Source organism: Dankookia sp. GCM10030260 (assembly GCF_042666655.1).
Lineage (GTDB): Bacteria > Pseudomonadota > Alphaproteobacteria > Acetobacterales > Acetobacteraceae > Paracraurococcus.
This window is the reverse complement of record NZ_JBHTDE010000001.1, coordinates 932,332-948,403: the sequence shown is the minus strand read 5'-3', so window position 1 is coordinate 948,403 and position 16,072 is coordinate 932,332. Positions and strand designations below refer to the sequence as shown.

Sequence of the window (16,072 nt, the reverse complement as noted above, 5' to 3'; positions counted from 1 at the left end):
CGCGCCCGGCTATTGCCCTGGATGAACGAAACGCGCCGGGCCGCAGCGGAGGAGTTGGGCGGCCGGGCGGCGCTGCCACGCTATCTGCTGCTGTTCTCCATGCTGTTCCTCGGCTGGGGCGTGCTCAGCCCCTTCCTGCCGGCGGTGCTGGCCCTGCAGGGCGCCTCGGCGGCGGAGGTGGGGCTGCTGCTGGGCATGGGCACCGCGCTGCGGCTGGTCGCCATGCCGGTGGCGGGGGCGGTCGCCGACCGCACCGGCGCGCCGCGTGTCGTGCTGGCCCTGGCGCTGCTGGCGGCGGCGGCCTCGGTGGTCTGCTACGGGGCGGCGACCGGCGGGGCGATGCTGCTGCTGGTCGGCGTCGCCCATGCCCTGGCGACCGCCCCCATCGGCCCCTTGCCGGATGCGCTGGCGGTGCGCGCGGCGGCCGAGCCACGGCGGCGGCGGCTCGACTACGGCGTGGTGCGGGGCGCCGGTGCCGCCGCCTTCATCGCCGCCAGCACCACGGCCGGCTTCGCCGTCGCGGCGGCGGGGTCGCCGCTGGTGGTGCTCTGGCTGAATGCCGGCTGCTTCGTATTGGCGGCCGGCGCGGCGCTGCTGCTGCCGCGGCCGGCGGTCTTGCTGCCGCGGCCGACGGTGGATCCCGCGCCGCTGCCCGCGGCGGTGCCCCCCGCGCCGCTGCCCGCGGCGACACGCGCCGCCGGGCCGGTGCGGGCGCTGCTGCGGCTGCCGGAATTCCGTCGCCTCGTGCTGGTCTCCGGCCTGATCCAGGGCAGCCACGCCTTCTATGCCGGTTTCGCCGTGCTGGGCTGGCAGGCGGCGGGGATCGGGCCGGGCAGCATCGGCACGCTCTGGTCGCTCTCCGTCGCGGCCGAGGTGGTGGTCTTCTTCCTGCTGGGCCGCCGGTTGCTGGGCCGGCTGGGGGCGGGCGGCACCTGTGCGCTCGCCGCCGCCGCGGGGGTGCTGCGCTGGTCGGCCATGGCGCTGGACGCCCCGGTGGCGCTGCTGGTGCCGATGCAGTTGCTGCACGGCCTGACCTTCGCGGCGCAGCACATGGCGGCCATGGCGGTGCTGGCGCGGCTTGCGCCGGACCGGCTGGGCGGCACGGCGCAGGCGCTGCTGGCCTCGCTTGGCACCGGGCTGTTCACCGCGGTGCTGCTGCTGCTGTCCGGGATGCTCTACGACCGGGTCGGGCTGGGCGGCTTCTGGGCCATGGCGGCGCTGTGCGGCCTGGCCCTGCCGCTCGCCCTGGGGCTGCGTGCGCCGCCGGCCTGACCGGGCAATGCAACCTGGCCGGGTGACGGCCGCGCAACATTCCGCCTCGCCGGGGGGCTATTGGACCGGCCGGGCATTTGGTATGGGCGCGCAGCGGCATTCCCGATAGTGTGACCGACCGTCGTGTGCCGACGACAACCATTGCCCGATCGCCTGCCCCAACGCGCCCGCTTGCGCCACTGCCCGAAGAGTTGCCGTATGGGAACGCCCGAACAACAAGGCCTCTATGATCCGCGGAACGAGCACGACGCCTGCGGCGTCGGCTTCATCGCGGATATCAAGGGCCGGAAATCGCACGACATCATTGCCCAGGGCCTGCAGATCCTGGTGAACCTCGACCATCGCGGCGCGGTCGGGGCGGACCCGCTGATGGGCGACGGCGCCGGCTGCCTGATCCAGATGCCGGACCGCCTGCTGCGCCATTGGGCCGACACCGAGGGCCTGACCCTGCCGCCGCCCGGGCGCTACGCGGTGGCGATGTGCTTCCTGCCGCAGGATGCCGGGTCGCGCGCCTTCGCCGTGGCCAGCCTGGAACGCTTCGTCGCCGCCGAGGGCCAGACGCTGGTCGGCTGGCGCGAGGTGCCGGTGGACACCGCCGGCCTCGGCGCGGCGGTGATCGCGGCGATGCCGGTGATCCGCCAGGCGATCGTGGCGGCGAGCGGCGCGATCCGCGACCAGGACGCCTTCGAGCGCAAGATCCTGACCATCCGCAAGCAGACGCTGAACAAGTTCCGCACCTTGGCGGATGCGGAAGGCCTGCCGCGCGACGTCGACCTGTACATGCCGTCCTTCTCGACCCGCACGGTGGTCTACAAGGGGCTGCTGCTGGCCGGCCAGGTCGGCAGCTTCTATGTCGACCTGCGCGACCCCTTGTGCGAATCGGCGCTGGCGCTGGTGCACCAGCGCTTCTCGACCAATACCTTCCCGTCCTGGAAGCTGGCGCACCCCTACCGTTTCATCGCCCATAACGGCGAGATCAACACCGTCCGCGGCAACGTCAACTGGATGTATGCGCGGCGCGGCGGGATGTCCTCGGCGCTGCTCGGCCCCGACCTCGACAAGATGTGGCCGCTGATCCCGCACGGCCAGTCGGACACCGCCTGCCTCGACAATGCGTTGGAAATCCTGCTGGCCGGCGGGTATTCGCTGGCGCATGCGATGATGATGCTGATCCCGGAAGCCTGGGCCGGCAACCCGCAGATGGATCCCGACCGCCGCGCCTTCTACGAATACAACGCGGCGCTGATGGAGCCCTGGGACGGGCCGGCGGCGATCGCCTTCACCGACGGGCGGCAGATCGGCGCGACGCTCGACCGTAACGGGCTGCGCCCGGCGCGCTACATCGTCACCGACGACGACCGGGTGATCCTGGCCTCCGAGGCCGGCGTGCTGCCGGTGCCGGAGGAGCGCATCCGCCACAAGTGGCGGCTGCAGCCGGGCCGCATGCTGCTGCTCGACCTCGACGCCGGGCGGATCATCGACGATGCCGAGATCAAGCGGAAGCTGGCCGCCGAGCACCCCTATGCCGAATGGCTGAAGGCGACGCAGTTCAAGCTGGAGGAATTGCCGGAGGCCAAGGCGCCGACGCTGCCGACCCGGCAGAACGACCAGGACGGGCTGCTGCGCGAGCAGCAGGCCTTCGGCTACACGCAGGAGGACCTGGCCTTCTTCCTGGAGCCGATGGCGGCGCAGGGCGACGACCCGATCGGCTCGATGGGCACCGACACGCCGCTGGCGGTGCTGAGCCGCCGGCCGAAGCTGCTGTACAACTACTTCAAGCAGAACTTCGCCCAGGTCACCAACCCGCCGATCGACCCGATCCGCGAGGAGCTGGTGATGTCGCTGGTCTCGATGATCGGGCCGCGGCCGAACCTGCTGGGCCACCATGCCGGGTCGCACTACCGGCTGGAAGTGGCGCAGCCGGTGCTGACCAATGCCGACCTCGCCAAGATCCGCGGCATCGCCGCGCTGGCGGGCGATGCCTTCCGCACGGCGACGCTGGACGCCACCTGGGCCGCGGCGGATGGCGCCGCCGGCCTGGCGCCGGCGGTCGAGCGCCTCTGCAACGCGGCGACCAATGCCGTGCTGGAAGGCCACAACATCCTGGTGATCTCGGACCGCGCGGTGTCGGCCACGCGCATCCCGATCCCGGCGCCGCTGGCCACCGCCGCGGTGCACCACCACCTGATCCGCCAGGGGCTGCGCACCCAGACCGGGCTGGTGGTGGAGACCGGCGAGGCGCGGCAGGTGCACCATTTCTGCGTCCTCGCCGGCTATGGCGCGGAGGCGGTGAACCCCTATCTGGCCTTCGAGACGCTGGAGGCGCTGCGCCAGCGGAGCAAGCTGCCGCTGAAGCCCTATGAGGTGCAGAAGAATTTCCTCAAGGCGATCGGCAAGGGCGTGATGAAGGTGATGTCCAAGATGGGCATCTCCACCTACCAGTCCTATTGCGGCGCGCAGATCTTCGACGCGGTGGGCCTGTCCACCGAATTCGTCGAGAAGTACTTCTCAGGCACGCAGAGCGTCATCGAGGGCGCCGGGATCGCCGAGATCGCCGCCGAGGCGGTGCAGCGCCACGCCCAGGCCTTCGGCGACGACCCGGTCTACCGCGAATTGCTGGACGTGGGCGGCGACTATGCCTTCCGCCTCCGCGGCGAGGACCATGCCTGGACGCCCGAGAGCGTGTCGCGGCTGCAGCACGCGGTGCGCGGCAATTCGCGGGACGAGTACCGCGCCTATGCCGCCGGCATCAACGACCAGAGCCGCCGGCTACTGACGCTGCGCGGGCTGATCGAATTCAGGCCGGCCGCGGCGCCGGTGCCGCTGGAGGACGTCGAGCCGGCGGCCTCCATCGTCCGCCGCTTCGCCACCGGGGCGATGAGCTTCGGCTCGATCAGCCGCGAGGCGCATACGACGCTGGCGATCGCGATGAACCGCATCGGCGGGCGGTCCAATACCGGCGAGGGCGGCGAGGAGCCCGACCGCTTCCAGCCGATGGCGAACGGCGATTCCATGCGCTCGGCGATCAAGCAGGTGGCCTCCGGCCGCTTCGGCGTGACCACCGAATACCTGGTCAATGCCGACGACATCCAGATCAAGATGGCGCAGGGCGCCAAGCCCGGCGAGGGCGGCCAGCTGCCCGGCCACAAGGTCGACAAGAACATCGCCAAGGTGCGGCATTCGACGCCGGGCGTGGGCCTCATCAGCCCGCCGCCGCACCACGACATCTATTCGATCGAGGACCTGGCGCAGCTCATCCACGACCTGAAGAACGTGAATGACCGCGCCCGCATCTCGGTCAAGCTGGTCTCGGAGATCGGCGTCGGCACGGTGGCCGCCGGCGTGTCCAAGGCGCGCGCCGACCATGTGACGATCTCGGGCTACGAGGGCGGCACCGGCGCGAGCCCGCTGACCTCCCTCACCCATGCCGGCTCGCCGTGGGAGATCGGGCTGGCCGAGACGCAGCAGACGCTGGTGCTGAACGGCCTCCGCGGCCGCATCGCCGTGCAGGTCGATGGCGGGCTGCGGACCGGGCGCGACGTCGTCATCGGCGCGTTGCTCGGCGCCGACGAGTTCGGCTTCGCCACCGCGCCGCTGATCGCCGCGGGCTGCGTGATGATGCGGAAATGCCACCTGAACACCTGCCCGGTCGGCGTGGCCACGCAGGACCCGGTGCTGCGCGCCCGCTTCACCGGCCTGCCGGAGCACGTGATCAACTTCTTCTTCTTCGTGGCGGAGGAGATGCGCGAGATCATGGCGCAGCTCGGCTTCCGCACGGTGGAGGAGATGGTCGGCCGGGTCGATAGGCTCGACATGCGGGCGGCGCTGGACCACTGGAAGGCCAAGGGCGTCGACCTCACCCGCCTGCTCTACCAGCCGCCGGCGCGCGACGGCGTGGCGATCCGCCATGCCGAGGTGCAGGACCATGGCCTCGACAAGGCGATGGACCGCGGGCTGATCGCCGATGCGGCGGAGGCCATCGAGGCCGGCACGCCGGTGCGGCTGACGCGGGAGATCGGCAACCTGCACCGCACCGTCGGCGCCATGCTGTCCGGCGCGGTGGCGCGGCGGCACGGCAACGAAGGCCTGCCGGACGACACCATCCACATTGCCTTCACCGGCCATGCCGGGCAGTCCTTCGGCGCCTTCCTGGCGCGTGGCGTGACGCTGGATTTGACCGGCGACGCCAACGACTACGTTGGCAAGGGGCTGTCGGGCGGCCGCATCGCGGTGAAGCCGCCGGCGGGCCTGGCGCGTGACCCGGCGAAGAACATCATCGTCGGCAACACGGTGCTCTACGGCGCGATCTCCGGCGAGGCCTATTTCGAGGGCGTGGCCGGCGAGCGCTTCGCGGTGCGCAACTCGGGCGCCGTCACCGTGGTGGAAGGCTGCGGCGACCATGGCTGCGAGTACATGACCGGCGGCGTGGTGGTGGTGCTGGGCGAGACCGGGCGGAACTTCGCCGCCGGCATGTCCGGCGGCATCGCCTATGTCCACGATCCCGACGGGGCTTTCCGCACCCGCTGCAACCTGTCGATGGTCTCGCTGGAAGGCATCGCACCGGCCGATCCGGCGGCGGCGGATGCGCCGGGCCGGCCGCGCCAGCGCTCGGTCTCGGCCGAGGACAGCGGCATGGGCGACATGCTGCGGTACGACGCCGAACGGCTGCGCGTGCTGGTGGAGCGGCACCTGCTGCTGACCGGCAGCGCCCGGGCGCGCATGTTGCTGGAGGATTGGGACACCGCCCTCTCGCAGTTCGTCAAGGTGATGCCAGCCGACTACCGCCGCGCGCTGATCGACCTGCAGGCGGAGACCGCGGCCACGGCCGCGGCGGCCGAGTAAGGACAAGACCGATGGGCAAGCCGACAGGATTCCTCGAGATCGACCGGCGCGACCGGGGCTACGAGGCACCGGAATCCCGCGTCAAGACCTGGCGCGAATACGTCACCCCGCTGCCGGCGGAGACGCTCGGCCAGCAGGCGGCGCGCTGCATGAATTGCGGCATCCCGTACTGCCACAACGGCTGTCCGGTGAACAACATGATCCCGGACTGGAACGACCTGGTCTACCGGGAGCAGTGGCAGACGGCGCTCGCCACGCTGCACTCGACCAACAATTTCCCGGAATTCACCGGCCGCATCTGCCCCGCCCCCTGCGAGGCATCCTGCACGCTGAACATCCAGGACGCGCCGGTCACCATCAAGTCGATCGAATGCGCCATCGTCGATCGCGGCTGGGAGGAAGGCTGGATCGTCCCGCAGCCGCCGGCGCGGCGGACCGGCAAGCGCGTGGCGGTCGTCGGCTCCGGCCCCGCCGGCATGGCGGCGGCGCAGCAGCTGGCCCGCGCCGGCCATGCGGTGACCCTGTTCGAGAAGAGCGAGCGCATCGGCGGCCTGCTGCGCTACGGCATCCCCGACTTCAAGATGGAGAAGCACCTGATCGACCGCCGGGTCGAGCAGATGGCCGCGGAAGGCGTCGAATTCCGCACCGGCGTCGAGATCGGCGCGGCGCTGCCGGTCGAGGCGCTGCTGGCCGGGCACGATGCGGTGGTGCTGTCGGGCGGCGCCGAATGGCCGCGCGACCTGGAGGTCGAGGGCCGCGCGCTGGACGGTATCCACTATGCCATGGACTACCTGGTGCAGCAGAACCGCCGCGTCCACGGGGCGCCGGAGGAGCACGCCGCGCCGCGCGGCACCATCTCCGCCCGCGGCAAGCATGTGGTGGTCATCGGCGGCGGCGACACCGGCGCCGACTGTATCGGCACCGCGGCCCGTCAGGGTGCCGCCTCGATCACGCAGATCGAGATCATGCCGAAGCCCCCCGAGCGGGAGAACAAGGCGCTGTCCTGGCCGAACTGGCCGAACAAGCTGCGCACCGCGCCCGCCCACATGGAAGGCTGCACCCGCGACTGGGCGGTGCTGACCAAGCGCGCGACAGGCGAGGCCGGCCGGGTCACCGCGCTCGATTGCGTGCGGGTCGAGTGGGTGCGCGACGGCGGGCGGATGCAGATGCGCGAGATCGCCGGCAGCGAGCTCACGCTGAAGGCCGACCTCGTGCTGCTGGCGATGGGCTTCCTCGGCCCGCAGCGCGCCGGGCTGCTGGAAAGCGCCGCGGTGGCGCTGGACGGCCGCGGCAACGTGCAGGCGGACACCGAGGGATATGCGACGTCCGTCCCGCGCGTCTTCGCGGCCGGCGACATGCGGCGCGGGCAGTCCCTGGTGGTCTGGGCGATCCGCGAGGGGCGGCAATGCGCCCGCGCGGTGGACGCGTTCCTGATGGGGGCGAGCAGCCTGCCGCGCTGAGGGAAGGAAGCAAGGCCAGGAAGGAAGTATCCTCCCTGGACCCTCCTCTGTTTTTTTGGGTTGGCACGCGCTTCGCGGCAGATGCCAACACAGAAACAGGAAGGGTGGGGTTTGGGGAGGAAACACTTTTTCCTCCCCAACCTTGCCTGCCGGGCGCCGATCCTGGCCTACTCTCCGGCAAAACCGGAGGAACCCACCATGCGCGCCGCCGTCTTCCGCCAGGGCGACTTCGTCGTCGACACGATCCCCGACCCCGTCCTCGCCGAGGGCCAGGTGCTGGTCCGCACGCGGGCCTGCGGCATCTGCGGCTCCGACCTGCATGCGGCGAAATACGCCGATTCCTTCGCCGACCTGTCGCAGCGCTCCGGCAACCGCTTCGGCATGGCGCGCGACCGCGACATCGTCTTCGGCCATGAATTCGTCGGCGAGGTCGTGGCCAACGGCCCGGGCACCGAGGGCCGCTTCGCGCCCGGCACGCTGGTCACCTCGATGCCGCTGACCATCGCCGGGCAGGTGGTGCAGGGCGTCGGCTACAACCCGGACGTCCCCGGCGCCTTCGCCGAATACCTGCCGCTGGCCGAGCGCATGCTGCTGCCGCTGCCGGCCGGCATGAACCCCGACCATGCCGCGCTGGTCGAACCGCTCGCGGTCGGCGTCCACGCGGTGGCCTTCGGCCGCATCACCCCGGACGACGTGGCGCTGGTGATCGGCTGCGGCCCGATCGGGCTGGCGGTGATCGCCGCGCTGAAGCTGCAGGGCATCGGCCCCATCATCGCCTCGGATTTCTCCCCGGCGCGGCGGGCGCTCGCGGCGCGGATGGGGGCCGACATCGTGGTCGATCCCGCCGCCGCCTCGCCCTATGCGGCGCTGGACGCGGCGGCCACCCCGGCCGGCTTCGATGCAAGCCGCTATGCCCAATTGCTCGGCCTGTCGCCGGCGCGCCGGCCGGCGGCGATCTTCGAATGCGTCGGCATGCCCGGCGTCATGGCGCAGATCTTCGACGCGGCGCCGGCCGGCGCCCGCATCGTCATCGTCGGCGTCTGCATGGAACCCGACCGCTTCGAGCCCTTCTTCGGCATCCTCAAGCAGCTCAGCGTGCAATTCGTGCTGGGCTACACCGCGGCGGAATTCGCCTCGACGCTCGGCCATATCGCCGAGGGGCGGATCGACGTGGCGCCGCTGATCACCGGCCGGGTCGGGCTGGACGGCGTGCGCCAGGCCTTCCTCGACCTGGCAAGCCCGGAGGTGCATGCCAAGGTCCTGGTGGAACCCTGGCGCTGACCAAGGGGCCGCGGCATCAATCCACCTTGAAGCCGCTTTTCTCCACCACCGGCCGCCAGCGCTCGATGTCGTCGGCGAGGATCTTGGCAAGTTCGGCCGAGGTCGAGACCTCGGGCTCCAGGCCGATCGCCAGCAGCTGCGCCTTCACCTCCGGCTCCATGGTCGCCGCCGCCAGCTCGTCGCGCAGCGCCGCCACCACCGGCGCCGGCGTCCCGGCCGGGGCGTAGAAGGCATAGAAGCCGAAGCTCGCCTGGTCCGGATGCCCGAGATCGGCGATGGTCGGGATGTCCGGCGTCGTCACGCCCCGCTTGGGGCCGGAGGTCACCACGATCCGCAGGTTGCCGTCCTTGTGGTGGGTCAGGAAGTCGGACACGCCGCCGCAGCCCGCCTTGATATGCCCCGCCGTCAGGTCGGCGATCACCGGCGCCGCGCCCCGGTAGCCCACCGGCTCCAGCGGCACCCCGAAGGCGCCGCCGAGCTGCAGGCCGAAGAAATGCGTCGACGAGCCCAGCGCGGTGCTGCCGAAGCTGCCGCGTTTCGGGTCCTGCCTCACCCAGGCGACGTAGTCGAGGAACGTGGTGAAGGGCAGGCTCGGCGCCAGCACGAAGCAGGTCTGCACCGTGCCGGTCATGGTCACCGGGGCGAAGTCGGTGCGCGGGTCGAAGGGCAGCTTGCGGAAGGTCAGCACCGGCTGCACGGTCGAGGCACTGGGCGCGAACATCAGCGTGGTGCCGTCGGGCGTGGCGTATTTCAGCGCCTCGCAGGCCACCGTGCCGCTGGCGCCGGCGCGGTTCTCGATGACGATGTTGCGCAGCTTGCCCCGCTTGCGCAGCGTCTCGGCCAGGGCCCGGCCCATGACATCGGTGCCGCCGCCGGGCGGGAAGCCGACCAGGATGCGCACCGTGCCCTGCGGCAGGGCGGCCTGGGCGATGGCGGGCGCGGCGAGCAGCGCGCCCGAGGCGCGCAGCAGGGCGCGGCGTGGCAGGTGCATGGGTCCCCTCCCCGGTCTTGATTCTTCCTGGACCGGGTCAGGCTGCGGTGCCCGGCGCCGCGCTGTCAATCGGGCGGCCGGCGGCGGCGAGGACCTCGGCCAGCAGCCGCGCCTCGGCATCCGGGTAACGCGGGGAGAAGTGGAAGGGCTCGATCCGCCGCGTCCCGGCAGCGCGGGCGATCTCGCCGGCCGCCTGCGTGGTCAGGTGCCGGCGGTCGCGCGCATGCGCCGCATCCGCCGCGGCGAAGGGCGCCTCGATGAACAGGATGTCGGCACCCTGCGCCAGGGCGATGGCCGCGGCGCGGTTGCCCGGCGTGTCGGCCAGGTCGGTCAGGTAGGCGAGGCGCTCGCCCGGCGTCACCTCGACCAGGCCGCGCAGGGTGCCGAGCGGCGCCGCCCCGCCCGGCAGCAGGACCGGCACCGCATCCGCGGCCCCAGCCAGCACCGCCGCCTTCAGCCCCGCCAGCCAGGGGCCGGCCGGCAGGCCGCGCGCCGCCAGCCCGGCCGGCCGGACATTTGCCCGCGCCGCCGTCTCCACCGCGAAGCCGAGGCAGGGGGTGCCATGGTCCAGCACCGCCGCCCGCAACCGCAATGACCCGAGTTGCAGCACCGTGCCATCCGCCACGGCCGGCTGCGGCGCCTGCGGCTCGGCACGGAACCCCGCCGACAGGCGAAGCCGGGTCCGGGCCCAGGCCGGGCCCGGCGCGACCTCGGTCACCTCGAAGGCCAGCTCGGCCGGGATGCGGTCCACCAGGTTCCAGGTATAGGCCTGCAGCCGGTGGAACAGCCGCGCGGCGAAGCCGGCCGGGCCCACAACCTGCACCCGCGCCGCACGCCCGATCAGCAGCCGCAGCAGCCGGTCGAACCCCGCCCAATGGTCCATATGGGCGTGCGAGACGGCGACCAGCCCGACCCGCAGCAACTGCCGCGGCGCCAGCGAGGACAGGTCGCCGCAGTCCAGCAGGATCGCCTCCGGTTGCTGGAGCGCCTCGATCCACAGCCCGGGATCGCCGGTCCGCCCGTTCAGCAGGCGGGGATGCAGGATCGCGGCCATGGCCGGGGGGATGCCACGCCCGGCGACCATGGTCGAGCGGTACAGCACACGTGAGCCCCTTCGGCGGCATCGGGATGAACGCAGGAAAGCATCGGCCGTTGAGGCTGCCATTACTGCTAGGACAACACAGTGCAGGAATACCCGCGGCATGCGTGAGCCAGAGCCGGACGGGCCGGCGATCGCCGGTCGCACCCGCATGGAGGACGCACCGGCGCAGCGCCAGGCCGGTGCCGAAACGGCGCGGGACGAGGCTGCCGCCATGCTGATCGGGGGCGACGCCGCGTCGGAGGCCCTGGCACGCCACGGCGCCGCGGCACCCGCACCATCCGGCAATCCGCCGGGCTCGACGGCGGAGGAGCTGCGTCGCGCGGTGGACGAGCTGCACCGGCTCGCCGCGATGCTGGAGGCGAGCAACGCCTCGCTCGGCGCGGCCAATACGGCACTCGAGGCCAGCGTCGCCGAGCGGACCGCGGCGCTGGCCGCACTCGACCAGCAGCTGCGCGACAGCGAGGAGCGGCTGCGCCTGGCCGAGCGCTACGCCGGGGCCGGCACCTGGGATTGGGACATCCGCGCCGGCGGATTCAGCTGGTCGGCGGAATACTTCGCCGTGCACGGGCTCGACCCGGCCGCGGCCATGCCGGGCCACGCCGCCTGGATCGCCGCCATGGTGCCGGAGGACCGCGCCGCCGCGGAGGCGGCGGTGCAGACCTGCCTGCGCCGCTGCGACCCCGATTTCCGTGTGGAATACCGCATCCGTCACCCGGACCGCGGCGAGCGCTGGCTGACCGCGCGCGGAAGGCTGGTCTGCGATGCGGGAGGCGAGCCGCTGCGGCTGGTTGGCCTCACCCTCGACATCACCGACCGCAAGCGCGCCGAGCTGGCGATCGCCGAGGTCAATGCCACGCTGCGGCAGGACATGGAGGAGGAGACCCGGGCGCGCGAGGCGGCCCAGGCCAAGCTGTTCCAGACCCTGAAGCTGGAGGCGCTGGGCCAGCTCACCGGTGGCGTGGCGCACGACTTCAACAACCTGCTGTCCGTCATCACCAACGGCGTGGCGCTGCTGAGGCGCGACCCGGAGCCGGCGCGGCGCGACCGGCTGCTGGATGCCATGGCCCAGGCGGCGCATCGCGGTGCCGACCTGACGCGGCGGCTGTTGAGCTTCGCCCGCCGCCAGGCGCTGCGGCCGGAGCCGCTCGACCTGCGGGCCTGGCTGGAGGACATGCGGGAGTTGCTGGCCCGGGCCCTGCGCGCCGACATCGCCATCGAGATCGAAGCCGCGCCGGATCTTTGGTGGGCGCGGGTGGATCCGGCGGAGCTCGAACTGGCGGTGCTGAATCTCGGCGTGAATGCGCGGGACGCCATGCCGAAGGGCGGCGCGCTGCGGCTTTGCGCCACGAATGTCGAGCTGGACGCCTTGACCGATCCGGATCGGCTGGGCGGCGCCTTCACCCGTCTCGTGGTCCAGGACACCGGCACCGGCATGGCGCCAGAGGTGCTGGCGCGGGTCTTCGAGCCCTTCTTCTCCACCAAGGATGTCGGCCAGGGCACCGGGCTCGGCCTGGCGCAGGTCTATGGCTTCGCCCGGCAGAGCGGCGGCGCCGCGCGGGTCAGCAGCCGGCTGGGCCAGGGCACCAAGGTGACGCTGCTGCTGCCACGCGCGGCACCGACCCTGCCGGCCGGCGTCGCCGCGGTGCCACCGCCGCCGGTGGAAGCCGTGCCCGACGTGCCGATGCGCCTGCTGCTGGTGGAAGACGACGATGCGGTGGCCGAGCTGACGACGGAGACGCTGCGGCATCTCGGCCATGCCGTGACCCGCGTCGCCAGCGCACCGATGGCGGTGCGCACGCTGGCGGAAGGGCTGCCGGTGGACCTGGTGCTGACCGACGTGCTGATGACCGGCGGGCAGGACGGGCTGGAGTTGGCGAAGCAACTCGGCGCAATCCATCCGGGCCTGCCGATCCTGCTCTACAGCGGTTATGGCGGGGCCCCGGCCCGGGTGGCCGCGGCTGGGCTGCCGCTGCTGCGCAAGCCGTTTTCGCTGGAGGAATTGCGCCGGGCGCTGGTGGCGGCGCGGCAGAAGTAGGCAAGGCGGGGAAGGACGTATCTTCCCCGGCTCCCCCCCCTCTTTTCCCGTGGGTCGGCACCTGCCGCGCGGCGGGTGCCAGCCTCATAGAAAGGAAGGGTAGGGTTGGACGCATGCGTCCAGCGGGGAGGGAATAGTCTTCCCTCCCCAACCTCGTCTTCAGGCCTGCACGCTTGGCAACGGCGGCGGCGCGGTCCCCGCCAGCAACGCCGCCCGCGCCGCGGCAAGGATCGCCCCACCACCACGCTCCGGCCGCAGCACGAACAGCAGCAGCGAACGCCCGGTCACCATGTAAGGGTGGCCGAATTCGAAGGGCTCCGGCTCCTCCAGCTCCGGCCGGTTGGTATCCACCAGCAACAGCCAGCGCTGCCCGGCAGGCGGCTCCGGCAGGGCGAATTCCACCACGTCGTGATAGGCGTTCACCACCTGCAGCAGGGTGGCGTCCGCGGCCGGGCGGCGGATGCCGGTGGCTTGGGCGCGGCCATCCAGCAACAGGCCGAAGCAACGGGTATTCGGGTCGCTCCAGTGCTCGGCATCCATCTCGGTGCCGTCGGGGCAGAGCCAGGTCGCGTCCTTGGTCCCGGTGACCTCGTCATGCGCCCCGGTCAGGAAGCGCGCGCGGCGCAACACCGCGAAGCCCTGGCGCAGCGCGATCAGCTTGCGGGCGAAGCCGGCAAGGCCCTGCCCGGCCGCGTCGATCCCGGTCCAGTCGACCCAGTTGAGCGCATTGTCCTGGCAATAGGTGTTGTTGTTGCCCTGCTGCGTGCGGCCGAATTCGTCGCCGGCCAGCAGCATGGGCGTTCCCTGGGCCAGCAGCAGCGTCGCCAGCATGTTGCGCTTCTGCCGCTCGCGCAGCGCCAGGATCTCCGGGTCGTCGGTCGGGCCTTCGACGCCGCAGTTCCAGGACAGGTTGTGGTCGTGGCCGTCGCGGTTGTCCTCGCCGTTGGCCGCGTTGTGCTTCTCGTCGTAGGAGACCAGGTCGTTCAGCGTGAAGCCGTCATGCGCCGCGATGAAGTTCACGCTGGCCCAGGGCTTGCGGCCGCGCCGGTTGAACTTGTCGCCCGAGGCGGTGAGGCGCGCGGCGAGCTCGGCGGCCTGGCCCTCGTCGCCCTTCCAGAAGGCGCGCACGGTGTCGCGGAAGCGGTCGTTCCATTCCGCCCAGCCCGGCGGGAAGCCGCCGACCTGGTAGCCGCCAGGGCCGATATCCCAGGGCTCGGCGATCAGCTTGGCGCGGGACAGCACCGGGTCCTGCCGGCAGGTGTCGAGGAAGCCGCCGCCCTCGTCGAAGCCATGCGTCTCGCGGCCGAGGATGGTGGCGAGGTCGAAGCGGAAGCCGTCGACCCGCATCTCGGTCGCCCAGTAGCGCAGGCTGTCCGTGACCAGCTGCAGCACCCGCGGATGCGAGAGGTTGAAGGTGTTCCCGGTGCCGGTGTCGTTGATGTAGTAGCGTGGGGTGTCGGGCAGCAGCCGGTAGTAGCTGGCGTTGTCGATGCCCTTGAACGAGAGGGTCGGGCCCTTCTCGTTGCCCTCGGCGGTGTGGTTGTAGACGACGTCGAGGATGACCTCGAGGTTCGCATCGTGCAGCCGCGCCACCATCTCCTTGAACTCGGAGAAGGCGAAGGCCGGGTTGCGGGCATAGCGCCGGGCCGGCGCGAAGAAGCTGATGGTGTTGTAGCCCCAGTAGTTGGTCAGCCCCTTGTCCAGCAGCTGGCTGTCGTTGACAAAGCTGTGGATCGGCAACAGCTCGACGGAGGTGACGCCGAGCCCGCGGAGGTAGGCGACCACCTCGGCCGAGGCCAGCCCGTCATAGGTGCCGCGCATGTCCTCGGGCAGGCCGGGATGCAGCTTGGTGAAGCCCTTCACATGGGTTTCGTAGAAGATCGTCCGTTCCCACGGCACCTGCGGGCTGCGCTCGCGCCCCCAGGTGAAGGCGGGGTCGATGACCCGGCAGCGCGGCATGTGGTGGATGCTGTCGCGGGTGTCGAAGGTCAGGTCGTCGCCGGTCTCCAGCTTGTAGCCGAACAGCTCCGGCCCCCAGGTCAGGTCGCCGACGATGGCGCGGGCATAGGGGTCGAGCAGCAGCTTGTTCGGGTTGAAGCGGTGGCCAACCTCCGGCGCGTAGGGGCCGTGCACCCGGTAGCCGTAGATCGTCCCGGGCCGGGCTTCCGGCAGATAGCCGTGCCAGACCTCGTCGGTGTACTCGGGCAGTTCCAGCCGTTCCAGCTCCTGCTCCCCGGCATCGTCGAACAGGCAGAGTTCGACCTTGGTGGCATTGGCGGAGAACAGCGCGAAATTCACCCCCAGCCCATCCCAATTGGCGCCGAGCGGAAAGGGCGAGCCCTCCCGGATGCGTGTGCGCCGCATCACGCGCGGCTTTCCTATCTCCGAACCCGCATCCATCGTCGAGGCCCCTCCGGCTTTGCTGCGTGACAACAAAGCCGGGGCGTCTTCGTTTCCGCGGTGCAGCGGCGAAACCTGACTCCGCCTATTCCTCGAAAAACGGGGTCTCCTCTGCCGGCGCGCCGCGCAACCGCAGGTCGAACCGGAAGGTGCGCATTCCCTCCAACTCGCCATCCGGCCGTGCCACCAGCCCGGCCCGCCGCGCCGGAGGCACCAGCGCCAGCACCGGGTCCGCCGCATTGGCCGCGGCGAAGTCGGGGAAGAACAGCGCCGTCCCCAGCATCCGCATCAGGCCCGACGCCATCACCACCAGGTCGACATGCGGCGCGCGCGGCCCGGCCGCCTCGGTGAAGCCGCCCGGCAGCACCGTGCGGAATTCGTAAGCCCCCGCCGCATCCGTCCAGGCCCGGCCCCAGCCGAGGAAGTCCGGGTCGGCCAGCGCCGCCTCCGGGTCCGCCGGGTGGGCGAAGCGGCCGGCGGCATCGGCCTGCCAGGCTTCCATGATGGCATTGACGCAGGGCACGCCGCCCTCCCGCGTCACCGTGCCGCGAAGCACGATGCGCTCGCCGCGCGCGGTCGGCGCCGCCTCCGGCGTAACCCGCGTCAGGTCGTTGTCGCCCGGGCGGAAGAAGGTCTGCGGGAAGAAGGGCCCGATGGTATGGGCGGAGGTGGGGAGACGCCGGGTCATC

At 71.6% G+C, this 16,072-nt stretch carries 9 protein-coding genes; 5 read left to right on the top strand and 4 right to left on the bottom strand.

Features of this window, described 5'->3' with window-relative positions; translation table 11 throughout:
- Window positions 1-21 precede the first annotated feature (21 nt).
- From ACFQS7_RS04570 to ACFQS7_RS04555, 4 genes are all read left to right on the top strand, one after another.
- A complete protein-coding gene (locus ACFQS7_RS04570; protein WP_380065835.1) occupies window positions 22-1,272 on the top strand; it encodes an MFS transporter in 1,251 nt (416 codons plus the stop codon).
- A 198-nt stretch (window positions 1,273-1,470) separates the two neighbouring features.
- Window positions 1,471-6,114 (top strand): glutamate synthase large subunit, encoded by a 4,644-nt coding sequence (gltB, locus tag ACFQS7_RS04565; RefSeq protein WP_380065834.1) that lies wholly within the window; start codon window positions 1,471-1,473, stop codon window positions 6,112-6,114.
- An 11-nt stretch (window positions 6,115-6,125) separates the two neighbouring features.
- Window positions 6,126-7,574: a glutamate synthase subunit beta gene (locus ACFQS7_RS04560; RefSeq protein ID WP_380065833.1), complete on the top strand. Its 1,449-nt coding sequence runs from the start codon at window positions 6,126-6,128 to the stop codon at window positions 7,572-7,574.
- A 198-nt stretch (window positions 7,575-7,772) separates the two neighbouring features.
- Entirely contained in the window at window positions 7,773-8,855 is a 1,083-nt protein-coding gene (locus ACFQS7_RS04555) for a zinc-binding dehydrogenase (RefSeq protein ID WP_380065832.1), read from the top strand.
- A gap of 16 nt (window positions 8,856-8,871) precedes the next feature.
- On the opposite strand, the gene ACFQS7_RS04550 is transcribed toward ACFQS7_RS04555, so the two are convergent.
- Together ACFQS7_RS04550 and ACFQS7_RS04545 are read right to left on the bottom strand one after the other, a co-directional pair.
- Window positions 8,872-9,846 carry a Bug family tripartite tricarboxylate transporter substrate binding protein gene (locus tag ACFQS7_RS04550; protein WP_380065831.1) on the bottom strand — a complete coding sequence of 325 codons (975 nt, stop codon included), beginning with the start codon at window positions 9,844-9,846 and terminating at the stop codon, window positions 8,872-8,874.
- Window positions 9,847-9,883: 37 nt separating this feature from the next.
- Entirely contained in the window at window positions 9,884-10,900 is a 1,017-nt protein-coding gene (locus ACFQS7_RS04545) for a hypothetical protein (protein ID WP_380065830.1), read from the bottom strand.
- A gap of 148 nt (window positions 10,901-11,048) precedes the next feature.
- On the opposite strand from ACFQS7_RS04545, the gene ACFQS7_RS04540 reads away from it, so the two are divergent.
- Window positions 11,049-12,983, top strand: coding sequence for an ATP-binding protein (locus ACFQS7_RS04540; RefSeq protein WP_380065829.1), 1,935 nt, complete (start codon window positions 11,049-11,051; stop codon window positions 12,981-12,983).
- A 159-nt stretch (window positions 12,984-13,142) separates the two neighbouring features.
- On the opposite strand, the gene glgX is transcribed toward ACFQS7_RS04540, so the two are convergent.
- Both glgX and pcaG read right to left on the bottom strand, forming a co-directional pair.
- A complete protein-coding gene (gene glgX / locus ACFQS7_RS04535) occupies window positions 13,143-15,347 on the bottom strand; it encodes a glycogen debranching protein GlgX (protein ID WP_380065828.1) in 2,205 nt (734 codons plus the stop codon).
- 121 nt (window positions 15,348-15,468) lie between these two features.
- Window positions 15,469-16,071 carry a protocatechuate 3,4-dioxygenase subunit alpha gene (gene pcaG / locus ACFQS7_RS04530; protein WP_380065827.1) on the bottom strand — a complete coding sequence of 201 codons (603 nt, stop codon included), beginning with the start codon at window positions 16,069-16,071 and terminating at the stop codon, window positions 15,469-15,471.
- Window position 16,072 lies beyond the last annotated feature (1 nt).